Raw genomic sequence first — 16,801 nt, 5'->3', positions numbered from 1 at the left:
CCGAAACCCCTATCTGCGTATGCAGGTAGGGGTTTTGTTTTGTTCGCAGGAAAGTGGCTTTCAGTTGCAGCACAAATTTGCACAGTTATTTTCGACCCATGACACTAGAATAGGTCCAACTTTTTCGGAGCCAGAGCCTTTATGCCAGATCCGGTTGACGCCCCAGGGCTGTCAGAATTACCGCTGGACGACTTGGTAGCGTGTCATGAGTGCGACTTGCTGATGCGTAAGCCCGAACTCGCCCATGGCGAGAAAGCCCTCTGTCCGCGCTGCGGCTACGAGCTCTACGCCCATCGGCATAACGTCGTACAGCGTAGTCTCGCCCTGGTTATCGCCGCTCTGTTGTTGTACATCCCGGCGAACTTTTTACCCATCATGCAGCTCCATCTACTCGGGCAGTCGTCGGATGACACTGTCTGGACTGGCGTTGTTGGCCTGTTCGATACCGGAATGCAGGGCGTTGCAGTCGTGGTGTTTCTCTGCAGTATGGGAATCCCGCTGCTCAAGTTGCTTTGCCAACTGGTTGTGCTGCTGAGTATCCGTTTTGATATCGGACGTAGTTACGGCCTGTTGCTCTACCGCATCTATCACCATTTACGCGATTGGGGAATGCTCGAGGTCTACCTCATGGGCGTACTGGTGGCGATCGTCAAACTGGCAGATATGGCAGCAATTACCGTCGGACTTGGCCTGGCGTGCTTTATCGGTTTGTTGTTGGTTCAGGTCTGGTTGGAGGTTGTGATGTCGCCTCATCAGATCTGGCAGGCTTTATCAGGAGAGGATGCCCATGCGGGCGATTGATGCAGGCATTCTGATTTGCGCCGAATGCCATGAATTGAACAAACAGGAAGCCGACACCGACGAGCAGTTCTGCACCCGTTGCGGTGCGCTGGTTCACGTCCGTCGTCCGAACAGTGTGATGCGTACTTGGGCGTTGCTGGTTACCGCCGCGGTTCTCTACATCCCGGCCAACGTGTTGCCGATCATGACCGTCAGTTCACTGGGGCAGGGCGATCCCAGCACCATCATGTCCGGTGTGATCCAGCTGGTTCAGCACGGCATGATCCCCATCGCCGCCGTGGTTTTTATCGCCAGTATTCTGGTACCAACGTTCAAATTGGTGGGCATCGCACTGCTGCTGTTTTCCGTGCAGCGCCGCCAGCCACTGTCGGCTCGCCAACGTATTTGGATGTACCGCTTTATTGAGTTCATCGGCCGTTGGTCGATGCTCGATATTTTTGTGATCGCCATCCTGGTGGCGGTTGTGAATTTCGGACGGCTTGCCAGCGTCGAAGCCAATCTTGGCGCCATCGCTTTCGCCAGTGTGGTGATTCTGACAATGCTTGCCGCAGTAACTTTCGATCCCCGACTGATTTGGGATAACACGGAGTCGGACGACGACCATGACTGATTTGCCTACAGCAAAAACCCGACCCGCCTCGAACTGGTCAGCTATTTGGGTGTTGCCCCTGATTGCCCTGATCATCGGCGGCTGGCTCGGCTGGCGTGCCTACAACGAGACCGGCATCGAGATTCAGGTGCGTTTCGAAAGTGGTGAAGGCATTCAGGCCAACAAGACCGAAGTCGTCTACAAAGGCATGTCGGTGGGTAAGGTCAAGGCCCTCAAACTTGATGACGAAGGCAACTCCAAAGGCGTGATCGCCACCGTCGAAATGAACAAGGACGTGGAGCCATACCTGCGGACCAGTACCCGTTTCTGGCTGGTCAAGCCGAGCGTGACCCTGGCCGGTATCACTGGCCTGGAGACGCTGGTTTCGGGTAACTACGTGGCGATAAGCCCAGGCGAGGGTGAGCTGGCTCGCAAGTTCAAAGCCCTGGCCGAAGAGCCTCCGCTGTCGGACGCCAAGCCCGGTCTACACCTGACCATCAAGGCTGATCGTCTCGGTTCACTCAATCGCGGTAGCCCGGTGTTCTATAAGCAGATCAGGGTCGGCCAGATCAAAAGTTACCTGCTGTCCGAAGACCAAAGCACCGTCGAACTCAAAGTTTTCATCGAGCCCACCTACGCCAAGCTCGTGCGCAAACACACGCGTTTCTGGAACGCCAGCGGCATCAGCATCGACGCCAACCTGTCGGGTGTGAAAGTGCGCAGCGAATCCCTGGCCAGCATCGTCGCCGGCGGTATCGCGTTTGCCACGCCGGAGAACCGCAAGGACAGCCCGCCCACCGACCCGAGCCTGCCGTTCCGTCTCTACGAAGATTTCGATGCCGCCGCCGCCGGTATTCGGGTCAAGGTCAAACTCAGCGACTTCGAAGGAATGCAGGCGGGCCGCACACCGGTTATGTACAAAGGCATCCAGGTCGGCAATCTGAAAGCGCTCAAGATCGATCCAGATCTATCCAGTGCCACCGCCGAATTGACCCTCGATCCTCTGGCCGAAGATTACCTGGTCGAAGGCACCCAGTTCTGGGTGGTCAAGCCGTCGATCTCGCTTGCCGGTATCACCGGTCTCGAAGCGTTGGTCAAAGGCAATTACATCGCCGTGCGTCCAGGAGACAAAGGCGCCGCACCGCAGCGCGAGTTTGTGGCGCGGCCGAAGGCACCGCCGCTCGACTTGCGTGCACCGGGATTGCACCTGGTGCTGTTCACCGAAAACCTCGGTTCGCTGGAGGTTGGCAGCCCGATTCTGTACAAGCAGGTCAAGGTCGGTTCGGTCCAGAGCTATCAGTTCTCACGCACTAAAAAGCAGTTGGTGATTGGTGTTCACATCGAGAAGGAATACGAAGGGCTGGTCAACGCCTCGACACGGTTCTGGAATGCCAGCGGCATCACGCTGACGGGTGGACTGACCGGTGGAATCCAGGTCAAAAGTGAGTCGCTACAAAGCCTGATGGCCGGTGGCATTGCCTTCGAAACACCGGAAGCCAAGGCGCCGTTGCAGAAGCGGATTCCACGTTTCCGTTTATTCGCCAGTCATGATGAGGCGACGCAAAAAGGCGCCTTGGTAACGATCAGGGTTGATCGTGCCGATGGCTTGCGCAGCGGCACGCCGATTCGATTCAAAGGTCTGGATGTCGGCAAGATTGAAGACGTCGACCTCAGCGATGATCTGCAATCAGTGCTGCTGACTGCACGAATCACAGAAGTGCCGGAGCGTATAGCTCGGGTGGGTAGTCAGTTCTGGGTCGTCAAACCTGAACTGGGTCTGATCAAGACGTCCAACCTCGAAACGCTGGTCACTGGCCAATACATCGAAGTGCAACCGGCCGCGAAAAAACTCGGCCCGCAGAAGAACTTCGTGGCCCTGGCCAATCCGCCGGAAACCGCTAAACAAGAAGCCGGTTTGAGTCTGGTGTTGAGCGCTGCCCGCCGTGGTTCGCTGAAAACAGGTGTGCCGGTCACCTATCGCGAAATCACCGTGGGCAAGGTGACAGGCTATGAGCTCGGCCAGACGGCGGACCGTGTGTTGGTGCACATCCTGATCGAGCCGAAGTACGCGCCGTTGGTGCGCAGCGGCACGCGTTTCTGGAACTCCAGTGGTTTTGGCTTTGATTACGGCTTGTTCAAAGGGGCGACGATGCGAACCGAGTCGCTGGAGACGCTGATTCAGGGCGGGATCGCTTTCGCCACGCCGGACGGCGAGCGCATGGGCAGTCCGGCGCGAGCTGAGCAAACGTTCCCGCTGTTCGATAAGTTCGAAGATGAATGGCTGACTTGGGCGCCGAAGATTTCAATCGGCAAGTAAACCCAAAACACAGCCATAAAAAAGGCCGCGATCCATTGGATCGCGGCCTTTTTTATGGCTGTCGATTAACGCAAATCAGACGGCATCCAGCTCCGGTTCATCTGCTTCAACGGGAGCGGCAGCTTTCACCTCATCGTGACGACGGATGTACTTCCAGTCCGCCTCGTCGATGTAGATCCCGTTCGGCCCGCTGCCACCTTCCAGGTCAATGGCGACACTGGCGCAGACCTGCGGCTTCACACTCGCCAGGATCGGTACGAAGCCCAGTTGCAGGCTGGTTTCCAGCAGCGCTGCCTGGTTCTTCTCGTCAATGTCCGCTGCCTCGTCGAGGTAGTACGGCAGGCGCACGCGACCGGCCTGGTCGCGGTCCATCAAGTGCAGCAACAAGTACATGTTGGTCAGCGCCTTGATGGTCATCGTGGTGCCGTTGGATGCCGCTCCGTCGATGTCGGTGTGGATCACCGGCTGGCCGTTGACCTTGGTGATCTCGAACGCCAGCTCGAACAAGTCCTTGAGGCCGAGCTGGTTGTGGTTGGCCGCTACCAGCCGCGCCAGGTATTCCTTGGCTTCTTCGTTCTTGTTGTCCTGATCGGCGCTTTGGCTCAGGTCGAAGACCGAAAGGGTTTCGCCTTCTTCATACTGGCCGGCGCTGTGGATGATCTGGTCGATGTGCTTGAGCGCTTCCTTGTTCGGTGCCAGCACGATGCGGAAGCTTTGCAGGTTGGAGACCTGGCGTTTGTTGATCTCGCGGTTGAACAGTGCCAGTTGATGCTCAAGGCTGTCGTAGTCGCTGCGGATGTTGCGCAGGGTCCGGGCGATGTCGGTAACGGCCGCACGACGCGCCTTGCCAAGGGTCAGGGCTTCGTCGGTGCGGTGCGCATAGGCGTTGATCAGCAATTGCAGGCGACGCTCCATATCGTCTTCGCTGTCGAACTTGGCCACGCCTTTGAGGCGGACCTGAGCGTACAGCGCCTCGATCTGACCATCGCTGCGCTGCAAACCCTGCCAACTGTCCTGATAGTCATTGAGCAGCGGTAGCAGGTTGTCCATGGAGTCGTCGATCGGGTCCATGAACGGCGTACCGAACGGCAGATCTGCCGGCAACAACTGACGGCGGCGCAGGGCGTCGTCGAGGGTGCGTTGCTTGGCTTCCATGTCGCCGATCTGCCGCCCGACCAGTTGCAGCTTGGCCGACAGTTGCTGGACGCGTTCGGTGAAGGCGTCGCTGGAACGCTTCAACTCTTCCTGGGCGGCTTCCATCTGCGCCAGTTGCTCAAGCTTGTCGTCTTCCTCGGCGCTCAGCGTTTGCGCGCGGCGGAAATCTTCCAGGGCTTTTTGCGCGTCCAGCACTTGCTGGTACAGCGCTTCGGTCTGGGTCTTGCTCGCCGCGCGGTCAGCGACCACGGACGCTTGGGTTTTCAGTTGCTTGAGTTCTTTTTCCAGGCGCTCTTTCTGATCACGCAACGCGGCGCGGTCGGCCAGGGCTTGCAAGGCTGGCGGCTCGATGTGCGAGATGTCGATGGACAGCCCCGGCACTTCAAAACGCTCGCCTTTGAAGCCGTCGAGAATCAGCTCCAGGGATTTGACCCACTGACCGTCCTCGTCCAGCGTAATCCCGTGCTCACCGAGCGGCAGGCTGAACAACGCGCTGTTGAACAGACGCATCAGGCGCTCGACATCCTGTTGCGAAAACTCTTCACGCAGACGGGCGTAGCTGTTGTTGTCGGCGTGATCGAGTTGCTGTTTGACCGACTTCAGGCGTTTTTCCAGATCCCGCAGACGCTCTTCCAAATCTTCGGCACTGAACTGCCGCGACTGCGCCAATGCACCGGCCAGTTCATCGTGGGCGTCCTTGGCCGCGAGCAGTTGCTGCTCAAGCACTTTGACGTCATCGACCAGTGCGAAGCGATGCTTGAGCACTGACAGCTCGCCGAGCCAGCGCTGGATCCCGGTGATTTCCCGCTCCAGGCGCATCAGCTCTTGAGTGCCGCCACGCTGATCGTTTTGCAGGGCGTCCTGCTCGCCGCGGTAATGTTCGGCCTGAATGGTCAGCTCTTCCTTGCGCGCACTGGCGTAGTCCGACCAAGTACCGAGCAACGAATCGAGCAGCGGCGAGATGCGGTGCAACTTGCCGCGCAGGATATTGCGCTGGGTAACGCCGGAGGCCAACGCTTCAACGAGCGGGCCGGCGGTGACCAGCGAGTTGTAGTCCTGCTCCATGCGTCGTACATCGCGGAACGCTTCTTCGCACGCGGCGATGTAGTCGACACTGCCGGAGCGCAGGCTGTGTTCGAACGCATCGAGGAACAGCTGCTTGAGCTTGGCCGCGGTGATTTCTCGCATGTGCAGCAAGTTGATGAACAACGCGCGGAAGGTCTTCAGGCTCTGCTCGCTGGTGGAGCGCAGCGGGATCAGCGTCAGGTCCAGCGGGATCGACGTGTGGCCACCGACCAGCAAACGCCGCAGTTCATCCGGCTTGAGTTCGTAGGCTTTCAGGCCTTCGCGCTCAAGGTTGGTGAACAATTCTTTCTGGCGCAGGCAGGTGTCGTTTTTCTGGTAATGGGCCAGATCCAGTTTGCCGGCGTAGGCAAAGAACTGGTGACCGAAACCACCGCCCGGGCCGCGACCGACCACGCCAATGACGTGAGGACCGTGCGGCAGCGAGACTTCGACCAGGATGTAGCTGGTGTCCGAGGCGAAGTAGAAACGCCGGGATTGTTCCAGACTGTACTTGCCGAAACTCATGTCCGACATGCGCGCCAGGATCGGGAACTGCAACGCGTTGATCGACGCGGATTTACCGAGGTTGTTCGCCCCGTAAACCGACAACGGTTCCTCCAGTGGGAACAGGCCGAGGCTGTAACCGGCGGTGTTCAAAAGGGCAAAGCGGCGAATGCCGTAGCGCTCCTTGCTCATGCGTCGGTCTCCTGTTCTTCGGCAATGGCGCGGGCCATGGCGTCTTCTTCGCTTTCTTCTTCGAAGTCACTGAGGTCCAGCGGATCATCGGTTTCCAGCAGCTTTTCGTCGCTGTCGTCATCGATCAACACCGGCACCGGCAATGGCAAGACGCTGTGCAGGCTGGCCGCCAGGTCGCGATCCTGCTGGACCGACAGGCAGACATCGAGAAAACGGTGCATCGGCGGCAGGAAACGGTAGATGCCGTTTTCTTCACCGGCAAAACCGAGCTGAGTCATGCGGCGCATGATTTTTTCTTCGAGTTCTTCGACGGTCTGCACTTCGGCCTGGATAAACAGGTCGCGGTACTTTTCCAGCAATGACGGCAATTCATCGCGGCCGAGGCTGCCACCGTCGAGCACGGCGACCGGGTCGCGGCCCTGATCGGCCAGATGCTCGACGAGGATGAAAGTGAACAGCGCCAGACGCTGAGCCGTCTTATTCACCGCCGCTGCAGCGAGGTCCGGCACGAAATAGTAGAAACCACGGGTGTCGCAGACCAATTCAAAACCCAACGCCTTGAACAGCGTGCGGTACTGGTCCTGGAAGTTCGACAGTTGTGCGTACAGCTCCGGGTCGCGGCGGCTGACGTGGTAGCCCTTGAACAGCTCGCGAAAGATCGGCGCCAGCTGGGACAGTTCGTTTAGATCAAGATGCATTTGGAATGCTCGCAGAATCCTCGGCGGCGGTGTCGGCGGCCGAGAGCAGGGCGAAGGAGCGCAGGCTGACCTGGTGCTCATGAGTGTGGTAATCGCGGCGTTCGAGACGCTCGCGTTTGAAGCGTTTTTCCCGCGACAGGCGCGAGAACCAATACAGCAATTCGTCGGTGGCGCCGTCCGGTTCCTGCTCCAGCAGCCAGGTCATCAGGTCCGGCATCGGCAGGGCGTCTTCGCAGCGTTCGAGCATTTCCCGAACCGTGCGCGGAGCGCGCGGGGCTTCGCCTTTCTGAGTCTTGTGAGCCTTGGGGAAACGCGCCGGTTTCGGCTCGAAGCGGGCCAGGGCGTACACATAGGCTTCGACTTGGCTGGCACTGCCGAGGAAGGTGCTTTGCGGACGGGTGAACATCGGCATAGCCGCTTGCGGCACCGCATCGATGCCTTTGCGACGGATGGCCGACAAGGCCAGCGCCGCGCCACGGGTCACGGCGTTGTGCCGGCGGGCTTCTTCACGCAGCGGCAGCAACAGTTCGCGGGCATGACGCAAGGTCAACTGAGCGCTGGTCTGCATTTCGAGGATGCGTGCGTGGGTGCGCAGCAGCATGTCGTCGTCGACCAGATGGCCGAGGCGCTGCTGTTCGGTGAGCATCTTCAGCAGCACGTTCTCGACCTTGCGCACGCCTTGTTCGAAGGCGCCGTCGGCGTTCACCAATTGAATCATCGGCTCGACGTATTCGTCCCAGGTCGCCAATACTTCCGCATAACGCTGACGCAGGGGAATCTGCCGGTCGCTGGTCTTGGCGCGCTCGGCGACAGCCACCAGGGCTTGTTCGTCGTTAGCGAGTTTCTTCAATACATCCCGTACGCGCATGTCGAGCAAGCGCAACTGACGCGCCAGGTCGTGCCCGTCGCGGATGTCGAAGGCGTCCTGGATATAACCGGCCAGGCGTTCGAGGTGGCGCAAATAGGCTTCGATCTCCAGGCACAGGCCCAGCCGGTGCTCACGGCGCAGGTAGGCGAGGAAGTCGTGGATCTGCGCATTGAGTTCGAAACGGTTCGGGCTTTTTGCCACGGGAACCAGAATGTCGAGGCGGATCCACACGTCCAGCAGGCTGGTGATGTCCTGCGGCGTACTGTCCAGTTGCTGGGCGGCCAACTGTGAGCGCAGTTCGTTGAGGCTCAAGGTGCCTTGGTCGAAGTGCTCGCACAGTGGCTCCAGAAGTGCCCAGTGTTCAGCGAGGGCGCGCAAGACGCGCTTGGGTTCGATCATCGGAATGGCCGGCTGGTTGGCGATTAAAAGTCGCGATTGTACTGCATCACACCCGTTGCGATTCACTCTCGGGACGGACAGTTGGCTTTCTATCGATCAAGCGTGGGCGATCTTGAGCGAAGGGCGGTAGAATCACCGCACTTTAGTTATCCACAAGTGGCCGACCTTTGCTTATCGAGTCCCGTCGCCGCGCTTATTTGACCGCCATGCAGGTGGTCAACTGGCTGCCGCGCACCGAATTGCCCTTTGCTGCGCCCTCGCGCCCCGAACTGCTGGATATGCCCAAGCCGTTGGTTGTCGCCCCGGTTGCGCCCGTGCCTGTGGCTGATTCGCCCGTGGAACCGCTGGTCAAACTGGCCGAACGGGTGAAAATCGAGGTGCCACGGCCATCGCTGGCCAGCACGCGCACGAATGCCAAGGTTGAAGAAGAGGCTGCTCCGGTTGTGGCCAAGGCGCCAGTCGTGCCGCCGCCGCGTTTCGCCCTGCAATTGCTGCGGGCTGGGCGTTGCCTGCTGCTGGTGGAGTTACCCACAGGCGAATCCTTCCAGACCCGTGACCCTGCCTATCTATTGCTCAAAGACATGCTTCGCGCCGCCGGTCTGCCCGACAGCCCGCAGATCGTCGGCGAGCCGGTGCGTTGGCCGCTGTTGTCTCGGGGCACCATGGATCAAGGCCCGGAAGCGGCTCGCGACTTCGTGCAAGGTTTTCTCTCGGCCCGGCTGGAAGACGCACCGTGCGTCTGTGTGTGGCTGATCGGCTTGCCGGCGGTGCGTTTCGCCGGTGAGGCGAACGCCGAATCCTTCAACCGTGAACTCCAGGTCGAAGGCCTGGGCTCGGTCTGGGCCCTGCCGGGTCTGGAATTATTAATGGAAGAGCCACAGCGTAAGGCTGATGTCTGGCAAGCCATGCGTCGGCTGATGGCGCGCTGGAAAGAATCGAATGAGTGACGCTGTATCGTTCCGCCCGATGACCGAGGCGGACTTGGACGCTGTACTGAAAATCGAATACGCGGCTTACAGCCATCCCTGGACTCGCGGGATTTTTCTCGATGGGCTGGGTAAATATCAGATATGGCTGATGTTTGAAGGCCAGCAGCAGGTCGGCCACGGGGTGGTGCAGATCATCCTTGATGAAGCGCATCTGCTGAACATCACCGTCAAACCGGAGAACCAGGGCCGTGGCCTGGGTTTGACGCTGCTGGAGCATTTGATGTCCCGGGCGTATGACGCCAAGGCGCGGGAGTGTTTTCTGGAAGTGCGCGACAGCAACCGTGGCGCGTTCAAGTTGTATGAGCGTTATGGGTTTAACGAGATTGGTCGGCGGCGTGATTACTACCCGGCAGTTGGCGGGCGGGAAGATGCTGTCGTCATGGCCTGCACCCTCGTCGATTGAGCTACAGCTATTGTGGCGAGGGAGCAAGCTCCCTCGCCAACGATCAACGATTACCGTCCATCGGATCCCGCCGCGCTAGTTCCTCTTCATCCAGCCCATTGCCCCCGCCGATGTCGTCTTCATCGACAATGCTCAAATCCCAATCGGCCTGGCCACCTTCACCTGCTTCGTGGGAGTCCCGTGCGCCGTCTTCATGGATCAGGGTTTCCGGGCTCATGTCGTCGTCGGTGGACTCATGGTCATCGGTCGAGGCCCCGGTCATGCCGGCTTCACGTACGCGTTCCCGAGGCATCAGGCGTTCACGCTCCGCTTGCGTCAGCTCGTCGCCGATTTTGGCGCTGGGTTCTTCCTCGTCGAAATCCAGCTCATGCATCGAACCCATGCGGTCTTCGTTGTCATCGATGGGCTCGGGTTGCACCGCATCGTACGGACGTCGTGATTCAGTCATGGCAATTCCTCATACTGTAGGCCTTACTAGGTGGACCCCCTGGGCTGCTGAGAATTCCTCCGGCATGGAAAACCGGGTTTCTGCATCTGGCGCGTGACCCCGACAGATGGTTGTCTGTCATAGAAGCGCATCATTCTCGAGGTTTCATTGCATGAACGAATTACAAGATCTGATTGATAACAACGAGCGCTGGGCTGACGCGATCACCAAAGAAGATCCTGATTTCTTCGCCAAGCTGGCCCGTCAGCAAACCCCGGAATACCTGTGGATCGGTTGCTCCGACGCCCGGGTGCCGGCGAACGAGATCGTCGGCATGCTGCCCGGCGATCTGTTTGTCCACCGCAATGTGGCCAACGTAGTGCTGCACACCGACCTCAACTGCCTGTCGGTGATTCAGTACGCGGTCGACGTGCTGAAGGTCAAACACATCCTCGTTACCGGCCACTATGGCTGCGGCGGCGTGCGCGCCTCGATGCAGGACCGTCAGCTGGGCCTGATCGACGGCTGGCTGCGCTCGATTCGCGATCTCTATTATGAAAAACGCGAAGAACTCGCCAAGTTGCCCACCGAAGAGGAGCGGGTCGACCGCCTCTGCGAATACAACGTGATCCAGCAAGTGGCCAATGTCGGGCACACCAGCATTGTGCAAAACGCCTGGCACCGCGGGCAGAGCCTGTCTGTTCACGGCTGCATCTATGGCATCAAGGACGGTCGCTGGAAAAGCCTGAACGCCACCATTAGCGGTTTCGAGCAATTGCCGCCGCAATACCGTCTGCGTCCGGTCGAGACGTTGTAACGCCCTTCAGCAGAGACTTCGCCGGCGCCAGTGCTGCAAAAACAACTGGCCGTCGGCGTTCGGCGGTTCATCGTAGCCGGTGATCCAGCCACGGCAGTCGAACGAACCGCACTGGCAGGCGAACTGGTGCAGGAGTTTGTCTTCGGTGGTAGCGTAGTCCATCGTCAGTCGGTCGCCTTTTTTGATGTCCTTCAGCGCCCACAACCACAGCTCGCTCATGTCGAGAAATACGTTTGGGTCGCAGGAGTGTCGCAGCAGCCCGCAGAAGCTCGGGTCGTAGACATGGATGTCACGGGCCATTTGCCGGGTATACCGACACCGATAAGGCAGCAGATGCCCCGAAGCCCGACATATTCGGCTGATGCGTGGAAAATCCCGAAGTACTGCGACGGCTCCCGCCGATCCGTTGCTGTTGTCGATAATCTCGAAGTCGGCCCTGGAGGGGAATCCAAGTCGAACGGGCAGCTCCGCAAATGGATAAATCCCATCGGGAGGTTGTGCAAGCGTCTCGTGCAGGGCGTGGGTTTTCATAACGGTCCTTGTCGGCTGGGTGCTGCGAACTCCGTCAGCTGACGATCCTGTCAGCTCTGCAACACATGGGTACGACTCAAGCCTCTCGCAAATGAAACGGCGGGTCTACTGTCAGTTATGACAGTGGACCCGCCGTTCATCGTTTTACAGAGGCGGGACAGGGATCGCAGTCGCGGGTACCGGGGCTTTCAGCTGTTTGAGCTGAGATTTGATCGGTGCCGTCGCGCACTTGGCCACGGCTTTTTCGGGCGTCAGGTCGCGGATCGAGGTATAGAACAGTTCGCAGGTTTTGTCTGCCTGGGCCACTTGCCAGGTTTGGGTGCAACTTCTCAGTTCAATATCGGGATTACTGTCCGGTTGGCGGCCCATGGCGGCCTGCCAGCATGCGGCACTCAAATCCTGGCCCATGACTTTAAGGCCCGCCGCGTCGGCCTTGGCCTGGGCATCGTTGCCGGTATAGCTTTTCGGGTCGGCGGCGTACCAAATGTAGCTTGGGTGGTTGGAACCCAGCACTGGCACTTTCACCCCGTCGCTCGGACTGATGCTGACCAGGCCCAGCACGTTCACGGTCGGCCCGTATTGCTGCTTGATCCAGTTACGTACTGGCGCGCCGAAGGCGACCATCGGCAACACAGCACCACTGGCGTTCTGGCTGAGTTGCTTGACCATGGTGGTCTGGTAGTCCTTGAAGTAGTCGTAGACGCCTTCCAGATCTTTGCCAGCGTTGGACGGCGCGGCAATCGGTGCAATGTCGATGATGGTCTGGTAGCCCGGCGTCTGGTCGGCCGGGATTCCGTTGTCAGTCAGCAGTGTGGCCCAGCGATCGGTGGTGGCAGATCGCAGGTAATCCTGAGCCTGGGTCAACGAATAGTCGGGTGGGAAGTGCAACAGTTCAACGCTTTTGCGGTTTTCCAGGGCCATGCCCAGTGGCAGGAATAGATACCAGCTGTAAGCCCACTTGCCATCGGCATTCAGCTTGCTGGCGCCGGTATAGGCCAGATCACCGGCATCGAGCAACGCCGCCAACGGTTTTTCATAGCCATTGGGTACGCCGCTGATTTCGGCGTAGAGCTGATTGTTATCGGTTTTGACCAGCACTTTCGCCGCGCTGTAACCATCGCGCTGCACGCTTTGAGTCAGGTAATGCTCGACCGTTTGCTCCAGCGTCCAGTTGCGAAAGCAGATCACGTTGCAGTTGTTGGGATAGGCGAACAGGCGGGTGACGCGTTCGGTACTGCCCAGCTTCAGGTCGACATCGGCATGGGCGGCGGCGCTCAGGGTGAGGGCCGCGAGGGTGAGTGCTGCGAATTTGAACATGCTCAGATCCTTTTCAGCGTGGTCCCGTTGATTGGGGTACGCGCCATACTGGATCAGCGGCGTTACACAGAACAGTGTGTGCGTGTGGTTTTTTTGCGTAGAGCCTGCGGTGTGTATGCCAGGAACTCTCGGTTATGGCGTCCGGCCCGGGTTTAATGTCTATGGACCGGACGAAGGTTGAAGCGTTACAACAGCTTTAGTGCCAGATGAGTACCGGCGCGCAAGTACTCGACCTGTGCAAATACGGCATCCTTGACGATGGCCTCTCCTGTATCGGTCAGTTTGGCTTTTTTGGCATCAATGATGGACGTTTGCGTTAATTGCATGACGACATCCATCGCTTTTTGAAGGGCGGTCAAATTGTTGTGCTGGCCGAACTCACGGACGACAGCGTCCATACGACGATCTGCATCATCACGCAGCTTTTTATATTCAACGACTGAAACCCTACCGTCCTGGTAAATCTCGTTAATCATCTCTTCCAGCGTTTTCGATATTAAAGACATGTGTTTGTTCATCCTTGGTCAGTGCTGTCTTGCTTTAAAAAGTTTGTGAGCTGTCGGAGTTTACTCAGCGATTTATAGGTTGGAGATAAGAACTCTCCGGGTTTCATGTCAGGCGCAATCGAGCCTGTTTGTAGGATGAATCTAGGCGTTTGTTTCATGCTCAAGCAGGGTGAACTGATTGCACCTGCCCGCAGCATGTGCAATCACTTACGTGTTACGGCATGACCGGTGCCGTATACGTCAGCGTTGTCCCCAGCGCCCACAGCAGAAACAGCACCAGCGGCGTGTGAACCAGCAGTTGCACGAACGAAAACCCGATCAAATCCCGCGCCTTCAACCCGAGCACACCCAGCAGCGGCAGCATGTAGAACGGGTTGATCAGGTTCGGCAGGGCTTCGGCGGCGTTGTAGATCTGCACGGCCCAGCCCAGGTGGTAGTTCAGGTCGGTGGCCACTTGCATGACATACGGCGCTTCGATGATCCACTTGCCCCCGCCGGACGGGATGAAGAAACCGAGGATCGCCGAGTACACGCCCATCAGCAGCGCGTAGGTGTCGTGGGACGCAATTTGTACGAAAAAGGTCGAGATGTGGTGAGCCAGCGTCTGAGCGTCAGTGCCTTTGACGGTGGTCATCAGCGCGGCAATCGAGCCATACAGCGGGAACTGAATCAGTACGCCCGTGGTGGTCGGCACCGCACGGCTCACCGCGTCAAGGAAGCTGCGCGGGCGCCAGTGCAGTAGGGCGCCGAGCATGATGAACAGGAAGTTGTAGGTGTTCAGCCCGGAAATCGCGCTGATCGCCGGTTTGGTCGAGAACTCGTGGAACAGCCATCCGGCCGCCAGCAGCACCAGCAAAATCGTCAGCAGCGGGCTGTGCTCCAGCCATTCGCCGGGGCGGGTGCGCGGTTGTAACGGCGGCAGGTTAAAGCTCGGGTCGATGCCGCAGGCTTTGGCGTCACGGGCAGAGTTCGGGCCGGGTGCGGTGGCGTAGGCAATGATCAGCGAGATCACGATCAGCGCCAGCAACATCACACCCGACTGCCAGAGAAAGATCGTTTGCGTGAAAGGAATCACCCCGGTGATCGACAGAATCGAAGGCGGCAGGCTGGCCGGGTTGGCCTGCAATTGCGCGGCGGACGAGGACAGACCCAAGGCCCACACTGCGCCGAGACCCAGATAGGCGGCAGCACCGGCAGCGCGGTAGTCCATTTTCAGATCGTTACGGCGGGCGAGGGCACGCACCAGCAAACCGCCAAACACCAGCGACAACCCCCAGTTCAGCAGCGAAGCGACCATAGAGATCAACGCAACCCAGGCCACGGCCGAACGGCCGTTTTTCGGGATCCGCGCCAGCCGGTCGATCAGTTTCACTGCCGGTGGCGAGCTGGCGACCACATAACCGCCGATCACCACGAAAGCCATCTGCATGGTGAACGGGATCAGGCTCCAGAATCCGTCACCGAAGGCCATGGCGGCGTCGGTGGGTTTGGCGCCCATGAACAGGGTCGCCACGGCAACGATAATCACCGCCAGTGCGGCAAACACCCAGGAGTCAGGGAACCAGCGTTCGGCAAAACTGGAGCAGCGCAGGGCAAAGCGGGCAGAGCGGGTATCTTCGATATCAGCGGCCACGGGTATACCTCGAATTTTTATGTTTGTTGTGGTCTTCAGGACCGCAAAGGCCCGTCTAGACAGGTGCCAACAGTAAAACAATCGGTTCTATTTTGTGACGAAGTTTTACGAGTCTAGGACTTTGGTCTAACGGGTTGTCCGTTGGCGCGTTTGCGTAGACCATGGGCGCCTTGGTTTTTTGCCTATGCCCGAGTTCTTTTCATGACCGCCAACACCTCCTCGCGCCCGGCGCCGTTCACCCGCTCGGACTACAAGACCCTCGGCCTTGCGGCCCTTGGCGGCGCGCTGGAAATCTACGATTTCATCATTTTCGTATTTTTCGCCCTGACCCTCAGCCAGCTGTTCTTCCCACCGGAAATGCCGGAGTGGCTGCGACTGCTGCAAAGCTTCGGGATCTTCGCCACCGGCTATTTGGCGCGGCCGTTGGGCGGGATTCTGATGGCACATTTCGCCGATCGACTGGGCCGCAAGAAGGTCTTCAGCCTGAGCATCCTAATGATGGCGCTGCCGTGCCTGTTGATCGGCATCATGCCGACCTACGCCCAGATCGGTTATTTCGCACCGCTGCTGCTGTTGGCCCTGCGAATCCTCCAAGGCGCGGCGGTGGGCGGTGAGGTGCCGAGCGCCTGGGTGTTCGTCGCCGAACATGCGCCCGTTGGGCATCGCGGTTATGCCCTCGGTTTCCTGCAGGCCGGGCTGACGTTTGGTTACCTGATCGGCGCCCTGACGGCGACTTTTCTGGCACAGGCGTTCACTCCGGAAGAAATCCTTGATTACGCCTGGCGTTACCCGTTCCTGCTGGGCGGCGTGTTCGGCGTAATCGGCGTCTGGCTTCGCCGCTGGCTCAGCGAAACCCCGGTGTTCATGGCCATGCAGGCCCAGCGGGATGCAGCTGTCGAACTGCCGTTGCGCACGGTCTTGCGTGAACACCGTCTGGCCATGCTGCCGGCGATGATCCTCACCTGCGTATTGACCTCGGCGGTGGTGGTGTTCGTGGTGATCACCCCGACCATGATGCAGAAAACTTTCGGCATGACCGCCAGCCACACCTTCGCCCTGAGTGCCTTGGGCATTGTCTTTTTGAATATCGGCTGTGTACTCGCCGGGCTGCTGGTCGACCGCATTGGCGCCTGGCGCACGGTGATGCTTTATAGCCTGCTGCTGCCATTGGGCATCGGCGTGCTCTATACCTGTCTGATCATCGGTGGCAACTGGATCGGCCTGGCATACGCGGTGGCCGGTCTCGGTTGCGGGGTGGTCGGCGCGGTGCCGTCGGTGATGGTCAGCCTGTTCCCGGCGCGGATCCGTGTCTCGGGGATTTCCTTCACCTACAACATTGCCTACGCCGTCTGGGCGAGTATCACACCGTTGTTGCTGATCGGTCTGATGCCGTGGAGCCCATGGATCTGCGTGATCTTCTGCGCGGTGATGGGGGCTGTGGGTGTGAGCAGTGCCGCGTATTTCGGGACGCGGATGCCAAAAGTTGGCACCTGCTCGACTGCTGGCGCGATGTAATCGTAGGCAGCACCGTACGTGTAGCAACTATTTTTGTAGGACAACCCTGAAACACTCTTCAGAAAATATCCCCCA

General features: G+C 59.1%; 15 protein-coding genes. 7 read left to right on the top strand and 8 right to left on the bottom strand.

Going from position 1 to position 16,801, the window contains the following annotated elements:
* Positions 1-141: 141 nt before the first annotated feature.
* Genes MO767_RS17350 through MO767_RS17340 form a run of 3 tightly spaced genes read left to right on the top strand, consistent with a single transcriptional unit; the run spans position 142 to position 3,707 of the window.
* Entirely contained in the window at positions 142-801 is a 660-nt protein-coding gene (locus tag MO767_RS17350; RefSeq protein ID WP_282481484.1) for a paraquat-inducible protein A, read from the top strand.
* Positions 788-1,411, top strand: coding sequence for a paraquat-inducible protein A (locus MO767_RS17345; RefSeq protein ID WP_282481483.1), 624 nt, complete (start codon positions 788-790; stop codon positions 1,409-1,411). The genes MO767_RS17350 and MO767_RS17345 overlap by 14 nt, the downstream gene beginning before the upstream one ends.
* The gene (locus tag MO767_RS17340) at positions 1,404-3,707 is read left to right on the top strand and encodes an MlaD family protein (RefSeq protein WP_282481482.1); all 2,304 of its coding nucleotides are present in this window, start codon (positions 1,404-1,406) and stop codon (positions 3,705-3,707) included. Before MO767_RS17345 ends, MO767_RS17340 begins: the two co-directional genes overlap by 8 nt.
* Positions 3,708-3,782: 75 nt before the next feature.
* Here the strand turns inward: MO767_RS17340 and mksF are convergent, their stop codons facing one another.
* The 3 genes from mksF to mksB are packed head-to-tail and all read right to left on the bottom strand — an operon-like array spanning position 3,783 to position 8,588.
* The gene (mksF, locus tag MO767_RS17335; protein ID WP_282481481.1) at positions 3,783-6,623 is read right to left on the bottom strand and encodes an Mks condensin complex protein MksF; all 2,841 of its coding nucleotides are present in this window, start codon (positions 6,621-6,623) and stop codon (positions 3,783-3,785) included.
* Entirely contained in the window at positions 6,620-7,321 is a 702-nt protein-coding gene (mksE, locus tag MO767_RS17330) for an Mks condensin complex protein MksE (protein WP_027925914.1), read from the bottom strand. Before mksE ends, mksF begins: the two co-directional genes overlap by 4 nt.
* Positions 7,311-8,588, bottom strand: coding sequence for an Mks condensin complex protein MksB (mksB, locus tag MO767_RS17325; protein WP_282481480.1), 1,278 nt, complete (start codon positions 8,586-8,588; stop codon positions 7,311-7,313). Before mksB ends, mksE begins: the two co-directional genes overlap by 11 nt.
* A 206-nt stretch (positions 8,589-8,794) precedes the next feature.
* Between mksB and MO767_RS17320 the strand changes: the two genes are divergently transcribed.
* Together MO767_RS17320 and rimI are read left to right on the top strand one after the other, a co-directional pair.
* Positions 8,795-9,535 (top strand): energy transducer TonB, encoded by a 741-nt coding sequence (locus MO767_RS17320; protein ID WP_282481491.1) that lies wholly within the window; start codon positions 8,795-8,797, stop codon positions 9,533-9,535.
* Entirely contained in the window at positions 9,528-9,980 is a 453-nt protein-coding gene (rimI, locus tag MO767_RS17315; RefSeq protein WP_008145534.1) for a ribosomal protein S18-alanine N-acetyltransferase, read from the top strand. The genes MO767_RS17320 and rimI overlap by 8 nt, the downstream gene beginning before the upstream one ends.
* 43 nt (positions 9,981-10,023) lie before the next feature.
* Here the strand turns inward: rimI and MO767_RS17310 are convergent, their stop codons facing one another.
* Positions 10,024-10,428 carry a serine kinase/phosphatase gene (locus MO767_RS17310; RefSeq protein WP_282481479.1) on the bottom strand — a complete coding sequence of 135 codons (405 nt, stop codon included), beginning with the start codon at positions 10,426-10,428 and terminating at the stop codon, positions 10,024-10,026.
* A 151-nt stretch (positions 10,429-10,579) separates the two neighbouring features.
* Here MO767_RS17310 and can point away from each other — a divergent pair, with 151 nt between their 5' ends.
* Entirely contained in the window at positions 10,580-11,224 is a 645-nt protein-coding gene (can, locus tag MO767_RS17305; RefSeq protein ID WP_033061212.1) for a carbonate dehydratase, read from the top strand.
* Between the two features lie 6 nt (positions 11,225-11,230).
* Here the strand turns inward: can and MO767_RS17300 are convergent, their stop codons facing one another.
* The 4 genes from MO767_RS17300 to MO767_RS17285 form a co-directional block, all read right to left on the bottom strand.
* Positions 11,231-11,755, bottom strand: coding sequence for an SET domain-containing protein-lysine N-methyltransferase (locus MO767_RS17300; RefSeq protein ID WP_282481478.1), 525 nt, complete (start codon positions 11,753-11,755; stop codon positions 11,231-11,233).
* A 144-nt stretch (positions 11,756-11,899) separates the two neighbouring features.
* Positions 11,900-13,072: a hypothetical protein gene (locus tag MO767_RS17295; RefSeq protein WP_282481477.1), complete on the bottom strand. Its 1,173-nt coding sequence runs from the start codon at positions 13,070-13,072 to the stop codon at positions 11,900-11,902.
* 185 nt (positions 13,073-13,257) lie between these two features.
* On the bottom strand, positions 13,258-13,578 hold the full coding sequence (locus tag MO767_RS17290) for a hypothetical protein (protein ID WP_008153466.1): 321 nt from the start codon (positions 13,576-13,578) through the stop codon (positions 13,258-13,260).
* Between the two features lie 214 nt (positions 13,579-13,792).
* Positions 13,793-15,211: a TIGR00366 family protein gene (locus MO767_RS17285; protein ID WP_282481476.1), complete on the bottom strand. Its 1,419-nt coding sequence runs from the start codon at positions 15,209-15,211 to the stop codon at positions 13,793-13,795.
* A gap of 201 nt (positions 15,212-15,412) precedes the next feature.
* Here MO767_RS17285 and MO767_RS17280 point away from each other — a divergent pair, with 201 nt between their 5' ends.
* A complete protein-coding gene (locus MO767_RS17280; protein WP_282481475.1) occupies positions 15,413-16,726 on the top strand; it encodes an MFS transporter in 1,314 nt (437 codons plus the stop codon).
* The last annotated feature ends 75 nt before the right edge of the window (positions 16,727-16,801 follow it).

Source organism: Pseudomonas sp. UYIF39, assembly GCF_029963765.1.
Classification (GTDB): domain Bacteria; phylum Pseudomonadota; class Gammaproteobacteria; order Pseudomonadales; family Pseudomonadaceae; genus Aquipseudomonas.
This window is presented reverse-complemented; position numbering and strand designations above follow the sequence as displayed.

What these genes read in the sequence shown, in the direction of transcription:
- MO767_RS17350 (WP_282481484.1), top strand. Translation starts at nt 142, where the DNA reads ATGCCAGATCCGGTTGACGCCCCAGGGCTGTCAGAATTACCGCTGGAC.
- rimI (WP_008145534.1), top strand. Translation starts at nt 9,528, where the DNA reads ATGAGTGACGCTGTATCGTTCCGCCCGATGACCGAGGCGGACTTGGAC.
- MO767_RS17320 (WP_282481491.1), top strand. Translation starts at nt 8,795, where the DNA reads ATGCAGGTGGTCAACTGGCTGCCGCGCACCGAATTGCCCTTTGCTGCG.
- mksB (WP_282481480.1), bottom strand. Translation starts at nt 8,588, where the DNA reads ATGATCGAACCCAAGCGCGTCTTGCGCGCCCTCGCTGAACACTGGGCA.
- MO767_RS17280 (WP_282481475.1), top strand. Translation starts at nt 15,413, where the DNA reads ATGACCGCCAACACCTCCTCGCGCCCGGCGCCGTTCACCCGCTCGGAC.
- mksF (WP_282481481.1), bottom strand. Translation starts at nt 6,623, where the DNA reads ATGAGCAAGGAGCGCTACGGCATTCGCCGCTTTGCCCTTTTGAACACC.
- mksE (WP_027925914.1), bottom strand. Translation starts at nt 7,321, where the DNA reads ATGCATCTTGATCTAAACGAACTGTCCCAGCTGGCGCCGATCTTTCGC.
- MO767_RS17340 (WP_282481482.1), top strand. Translation starts at nt 1,404, where the DNA reads ATGACTGATTTGCCTACAGCAAAAACCCGACCCGCCTCGAACTGGTCA.
- can (WP_033061212.1), top strand. Translation starts at nt 10,580, where the DNA reads ATGAACGAATTACAAGATCTGATTGATAACAACGAGCGCTGGGCTGAC.
- MO767_RS17300 (WP_282481478.1), bottom strand. Translation starts at nt 11,755, where the DNA reads ATGAAAACCCACGCCCTGCACGAGACGCTTGCACAACCTCCCGATGGG.
- MO767_RS17290 (WP_008153466.1), bottom strand. Translation starts at nt 13,578, where the DNA reads ATGTCTTTAATATCGAAAACGCTGGAAGAGATGATTAACGAGATTTAC.
- MO767_RS17295 (WP_282481477.1), bottom strand. Translation starts at nt 13,072, where the DNA reads ATGTTCAAATTCGCAGCACTCACCCTCGCGGCCCTCACCCTGAGCGCC.
- MO767_RS17345 (WP_282481483.1), top strand. Translation starts at nt 788, where the DNA reads ATGCGGGCGATTGATGCAGGCATTCTGATTTGCGCCGAATGCCATGAA.
- MO767_RS17310 (WP_282481479.1), bottom strand. Translation starts at nt 10,428, where the DNA reads ATGACTGAATCACGACGTCCGTACGATGCGGTGCAACCCGAGCCCATC.